Here is a 6,170-nt window from a genome sequence, read left to right as displayed (position 1 = left end):
AAGGAAAACAAAAATGAATCCTGGACACCTTCGCATTATCGCGTCCTCGCGATTAGCTGTCATTCATGGAAACCTGGACGCGGCGATGGAAGCCGCCAACATCACCGGCAGCGAGGGGACGCTGAACCGGCAGGCCAAATCCGCCGCCCGTTCGGCCTTTGAAAGCACCAAGCAGCGCTTCTTTGGCCATCTGCTGACCTCCATGAAAACCCCGACCCTGATCCGGTCCATCGAGGCCGATCTGGAAGCGGGCCATGCCGCCGTCATCCAGATCGTCTCGACTGGCGAAGCCCTGATGGAACGGCGGCTGTCCGAGATCCCGACCGAGGAATGGAACGATATTTCCGTCGATGTCACGCCGAGGGAGTATGTCGGCTCGTATTTGCAGCATTCCTTCCCGGTGCAGCTCTATGAACCCTTCACCGATGGCGAGGGCAACCTGTCGTCACGCCCCGTCTTCCGCGATGGTCAGCCGGTGAAATGCCGTGAAGCCGTGGCGCGGCGCGACGAGATGCTGGAGCAGCTGGGTTCGCTTCCGCCTGTCCCCGGAGCGCTCGACCAGATCGTGCAGCGCTTCGGCACGGATATTGTGGCGGAGGTCACGGGCCGCTCACGCCGGATCGTGCGCAAGGGTATTGGAGCAGCGGCCCACCTAGCCGTCGAGAACCGTGCGCCTTCTGCCAACCTTGCCGAGACTTCGGCCTTCATGGATGATCAGAAGCGCATTCTGGTCTTCTCGGATGCCGGTGGCACGGGGCGCAGCTATCACGCCGAACTCTCGGCGCGAAACCAGCGGCTGCGCGTGCATTACCTGCTGGAGCCAGGCTGGAAGGCAGATGCCGCCATTCAGGGGCTGGGCCGCACCAACCGCACCAATCAGGCGCAGCCGCCGCTCTTCCGGCCCATCGCCACGGATGTCAAAGCCGAGAAGCGCTTCCTTTCGACCATCGCCCGCCGCCTCGACACGCTGGGCGCGATTACACGCGGCCAGCGCCAGACAGGCGGTCAGGGGCTGTTCCGTCCCGAGGACAATCTGGAATCCGCCTATGCCCGCGATGCGCTGCGCCAGCTCTATCTGCTGATCGTGCGCGGGAAGGTCGAGGGATGCTCGCTCGAACGGTTTGAATCCGCCACCGGCCTGAAGCTGATGGACAGCACCGGTGTGAAGGACGAACTGCCGCCGATCACCACCTTCCTCAACCGCCTGCTGGCGCTGACCATCGAATTGCAGGGCATCCTGTTCTCGGCCTTCGAGCAGCTTCTGCAGGCACGGATCGACGGAGCAATCGCATCCGGCACCTATGATATGGGGCTGGAGACGCTGAAGGCCGAAAGCTTCATCGTCACAGACCGGCAGGTCATCCACACCCATCCGGGCACCGGCGCGGAAACCCGGCTCCTGACGCTCACCGAGCGCAAACGCAATCAGCCGGTTACGCTCAATGCCGCCCTGGCGGAACTGGATGATCCCCGCGCAAGATTGCTCATCAACGAGCGATCCGGTCGCGCTGCCGTTCAGGTCCCGACCACCAGCGTCATGCTGGATGATGGTGAGATCGAAAGGCGCGTGCGGCTGATCCGGCCGATGGAAGCGATGAACATTCCGGTGCGGGCGATGGGCGAGACCCATTGGATCGAGGCTGACCGTGCCGCCTTCACCACAGCCTGGAAGGCGGAACTGGCCCAGGTGCCGGAGTTCACCGACAGCATCCTGCATATGGTGACAGGGCTACTTCTGCCGATCTGGAAACGCCTGCCTCAGGACTCCGCCCGGGTCTATCGGCTCCAGACCGACGAGGGCGAACGCATCATCGGTCGCCGGGTATCGCCGGCCTGGGCCGCCAATGCTTCGACCAGTGGCGTCACCAACAGCCTGACACCGGATGCCGCCTATGCCGCGCTGATCGAAGGTCGCACGATCCTTGATCTCGCCGAAGGGCTGCAACTGCGCCGCGTCCGCGTCATGGGCGCCAACCGGATCGAACTGACCGGCTTTACCGATGCGATGCGTGACCGGCTGCGAGCCTATGGCCTCTTCAGTGAGATCATCTCGTGGAAACTGCGCTTCTTCGTGCCCGTCGATGCAACGGGGCCGGAGATCATCGGCAAACTGCTTGACCGCTTCCCGGTTGAGCGCATCGGTGAGCGGGAGGCCGTATAATGGCGCGTCTCAACGCTTCCGAACTGGCGCAGCGTCTCGGCCGACAGGCCGAGGCGGTGTGCCGCCATTATCTCTCCAATGGCCGCAAACAGGGCAATTACTGGCAGGTTGGCGATGTCCGAAACACGGCGGGCCGCTCCATGTTCGTCCGGTTGCACGACAGCGTGAAAGGCATTGCCGGTAAATGGCAGGACTCGGCCACGGGGGAATATGGCGATCTGCTAGACGTGATCCGGGACTCGCTCGGTCTGATCGATTTCACAGACGTTGCCGAAGAAGCCCGGCGCTTCCTCAGCCTGCCGCATCCTGAACCGCAGCCGCCATCCCGTCAGTTCCGCCCGCCAGCACCATCGGGATCATCGGAGGCCGCACGCCGACTCTGGCGCATGACACAGCCGCTGCTTGGCAGTACCGCAGAAGCGTATTTACGCGGACGCGGGATGACGGATTTACGCCAAACCGCAAATCTGCGTTTCCATCCCAACTGCTACTGGCGGCCCGAGGACGATGCCCCGACGCAGGCCTGGCCCGCCATGATCGCCGCCGTCACCGACTTCGATGGCAGGATCACCGGCGCGCACCGCACCTGGCTGGCCCCGGACGGTTCCGGCAAGGCACCTGTCGATCCGCCAAGGAAGGCAATGGGCGACCTGCTCGGACATGCGGTTCGTTTCGGTGATGCGCAGGATGTCATGGCAGCAGGGGAAGGTATCGAAACCATCCTGTCACTGCGTCAGGCTCTGCCCACCATGCCGATGGTTTCCGCACTCTCGGCCGGACATCTCGCCGCTATTCTATTCCCGCAGCAACTGTGCAGGCTCTATATCGTCCGTGATAACGATCCGGCAGGGAACAGCGCCCGCGATAGCCTGGTGGACCGGGCGCACGAGGTCGGAATCGAGACCATCACGCTCTCGCCCATGATGGGGGACTTCAACGAAGATCTCGTAACTCATGGGCTGGATGCCGCTCGAGCAGAGATCCGGGTGCAAATCGCCCCCGAGGACGTCAGCCGCTTCATGGCTTCAATAGCATAGCCGGTACGGGGCCGTGATCGGGGGCGTTCCGATCCGGTCATGCGCGCAGGCTGCCTGTCATCAGCAGAGGACCGCGCCTTGGCCTTCCGAGAGGGCGATCGGCCCACAAACACTCCGGTCAGGCAATGGCGGCGCCCGACTGATTTCCGTCGGCGGCGGAGCCGCCTTTACAGCGCGAAACAAATCAGCCGGGCTTTGCCATCAAGGCACTCGCCAGAGGCTCGCGCTGCCAGACCGGAGCGCCCGTGGGCTTGTCTCGCCATGAAGGCCGCGACGGTCGCGGTCCAAATGACGGAAGCATCCCATGTACGCGAACGACGATTTCGAACCCGATCACAGCACGTCCCCGACTGGCCATGCCATCGAAGAACTCGAACTCTACGGCTACCGCCCCTCGGAAGACGAGGCCGATCCCCGGATCACACCCGAAGATCACGTCATCCTGGGCGCAGTCTCCGACATCTTCGACGCTCTGATTTCCACCATGGCCGATACCAGCCTCGATTTCGACCTCGACGAAATCCTCTGGTCCACCGTCAACACCTTCCACCGCGCTGTCGAGCGGATCGAGACCAAACTCGACGATAACGAGCAGGCACAGAAGCGCCTTCAACGCGAACAGGACGGCAGCGAGGTCAAATCCGTCCAGCTCGAAACCCTGATCGGCGCGGGCCAAAGCCTGATCGAGCGCCGCGACAGCATGGAAACCTTCCGCGATACCGCCGCCGACATCTATCTGCGCACCACCGGCACGCCATGGTCGCAACGCTCCGGCTCACGGGTCAACCATCGCCAGATGACCTCGGCCATGATCGACAGCCGCGACTTCATCGCCGCAAAACGCCGGGCCGACAACGAGGTGCTGCTGCCCGCCGGACCGAAGATCGCCTTCTCGGGCGGAGACACCACCGATCACCGGACGATCTGGGCCAAGCTCGATCAGGTCCACGCCAAGCACCCGGACATGGTGCTGATGCATGGCGGATCGCCCAAGGGCGCGGAACGCATCGCCGCCACCTGGGCCAATAACCGCAAGGTCGCACAGGTCGCCTTCAAACCCGACTGGGCAAAACATGCCAAGGCAGCACCCTTCAAGCGCAACGACCAGATGCTCGGCATCATGCCAATCGGGGTCATCATCTTCCCCGGTACGGGCATTCAGGACAACCTGGCCGACAAGGCCCGCAAGATGGGCATCCCGGTTTATCGCTTCGGGACCGGCAGCGCGTGAGCGCTGCCTTTCCACTTCATCATGAGCATGACAAGAGCGCCCGCCGATCATTCCATGTCGCTCAGACAGGCATACTCATGCTATATGTCGCAGTGCGCCGTGGTGGTGGTGGAAGGCGCGACCGTCCAACTTTTTGCACGGAGACACCACCATGATCGTTCTCGGAATCCTCGTTTCCATCGCGGCTATAGGCACGATGTGCTGGCTTCTGTTCAATCTCGCCGTTTTTGCTCTGCCGTTCTTTATCGGTCTGAATGCAGGCACCTGGGCCTATGGCACGGGGGCTGGCTGGTTCGGCGGCATCGTTGTCGGTCTTCTCGCCGCCGGTTTGACACTGGCCGTCGGTCAGGGCCTGCTCATGCTGGTCCGCCCGGTCTGGGCGCGGCTGCTGATTGCTCTGGCCTTCGTCGCTCCGGCGGGTATGGCCGGGTTCTATGCCACGCTTGGCATCGTCAAGCATATGATGCCGTCTGATACATGGCAGCTCATCTTCTCGGTGGTCGGAGCGGTGGCGGTGAGCGTGACGGCGTTCCTGCGCGTTGCGGGCATGGCGGCAACCGACCAGGCGAACGACGGCTTTGCACGCACCTGAACCACAATGATCCGTTGATGGCGACCAGAAGCAGTGCGGATTATCTTCCATCTTCGTCAGAAAAATGGTGGCAGACAGCGACTAGGCATCGGATCAGCTTGAGGCACAGACGCGGCCCATAGGAGCGCAAAACGGTCAGCGCCAGCGTTGTGGGCTAACCAGAACCCGGTTGGGGGCAATGCCGGTAGAACAGGCCCGAAAAAGAGATGCGCATGGCCTGAGACGCAGGGCGACAAGCAAGGCCGGTGTTACCCGTCTGGTCATCATGATGGGCCTCAAGATTGCCACGTCTCCGTTCAGCCCCCGTGTCTCGACCGCTCCAAACGGCCTCTTCAATGGCCTGATCTGGCCGAAGAACAGCGCGATGCGCTTCGACCGCTTTAGCGCAACAGCGTCGTCACAACTTTCTTCCCCTGACGGCAGAGCCGCCATTCCGCGCGGAACAAGAAAGTTTCTCCTGTGCTGTCCAGCCCCCAAAGGGGGTGCGCCAGCGTTCGTCTCCGGCCGGTCGATCGCCATAGAGGCCGCAATGGTGCGGGCTCGGAAACGGAAAACGGAGACTTAAAATGGCAACCATCGGCACCTTCAAGAAGACCGGCTCGAACGACTTCACCGGCGAAATCGTCACCCTCAGCGTCCAGGCTAAGGGCGTGCGCATCGTTCCCGACCTGCGCGCCACCGGCGAGAACGCCCCCAGCCACCGGGTCCTGGTCGGCCGCGCCGAAATCGGCGCCGCCTGGTCCAAGCGCTCCAACGAGGGCCGCGACTATCTGGGCCTCAAGCTGGACGATCCGAGCTTCAACGCCCCGATCTACGCCAACCTCTTCGATGACGAAGAAGGCGAAACCTTCTCCCTCATCTGGTCCCGCCCCAACGGTCGCCGCAGCGACTGAAGCGCGGAACAAAGGCCCCGACCGCAAGGTCGGGGCCTTTCTCATACCCGCAGGAAAGCCGTCACGCCCACCGCAACTGCTACACCCGGTTCTCCGCCCGCTCCAGCTTGGCGCGGACCTGCCCGAAATGGGCGGCCGCCTTGTCGCCCTGCGGGCCGCGCGCTCGTCTGCGCCGGAACCGCGCAGTCGCGCGTTTCCGCCATTCGGCTTGGATCACTGACACGGGAATGTCGTCAGGGTGTCTCCCATGTGATGC

At 62.9% G+C, this 6,170-nt stretch carries 6 protein-coding genes; 5 read left to right on the top strand and 1 reads right to left on the bottom strand.

The window, feature by feature from the left end:
- From L6Q21_RS15255 to L6Q21_RS15235, 5 genes are all read left to right on the top strand, one after another.
- Positions 1-2,161 (top strand): strawberry notch C-terminal domain-containing protein (locus L6Q21_RS15255; protein WP_237831601.1); only part of this gene is annotated, 2,161 nt, incomplete at its 5' end.
- Entirely contained in the window at positions 2,161-3,198 is a 1,038-nt protein-coding gene (locus L6Q21_RS15250; RefSeq protein ID WP_237831600.1) for a DUF7146 domain-containing protein, read from the top strand. The genes L6Q21_RS15255 and L6Q21_RS15250, both read left to right, overlap by 1 nt.
- A gap of 304 nt (positions 3,199-3,502) precedes the next feature.
- Complete coding sequence (locus L6Q21_RS15245) at positions 3,503-4,429, top strand: DUF2493 domain-containing protein (protein WP_237831599.1); 927 nt, start codon at positions 3,503-3,505, stop codon at positions 4,427-4,429.
- A gap of 151 nt (positions 4,430-4,580) precedes the next feature.
- Positions 4,581-5,021 carry a hypothetical protein gene (locus L6Q21_RS15240; protein ID WP_237831598.1) on the top strand — a complete coding sequence of 147 codons (441 nt, stop codon included), beginning with the start codon at positions 4,581-4,583 and terminating at the stop codon, positions 5,019-5,021.
- Positions 5,022-5,587: 566 nt separating this feature from the next.
- Positions 5,588-5,914, top strand: coding sequence for a DUF736 domain-containing protein (locus L6Q21_RS15235; protein WP_237831597.1), 327 nt, complete (start codon positions 5,588-5,590; stop codon positions 5,912-5,914).
- Between the two features lie 79 nt (positions 5,915-5,993).
- On the opposite strand, the gene L6Q21_RS15230 is transcribed toward L6Q21_RS15235, so the two are convergent.
- Positions 5,994-6,137, bottom strand: coding sequence for a hypothetical protein (locus tag L6Q21_RS15230; protein WP_237831596.1), 144 nt, complete (start codon positions 6,135-6,137; stop codon positions 5,994-5,996).
- Positions 6,138-6,170: the final 33 nt, after the last annotated feature.

The sequence above is a fragment of the Sandaracinobacteroides sayramensis genome, assembly GCF_022014495.1.
Lineage (GTDB): Bacteria > Pseudomonadota > Alphaproteobacteria > Sphingomonadales > Sphingomonadaceae > Sandaracinobacteroides > Sandaracinobacteroides sayramense.
Note: the sequence above shows the minus strand (reverse complement) of the source record. Positions and strands in the feature narration are given on the sequence as shown.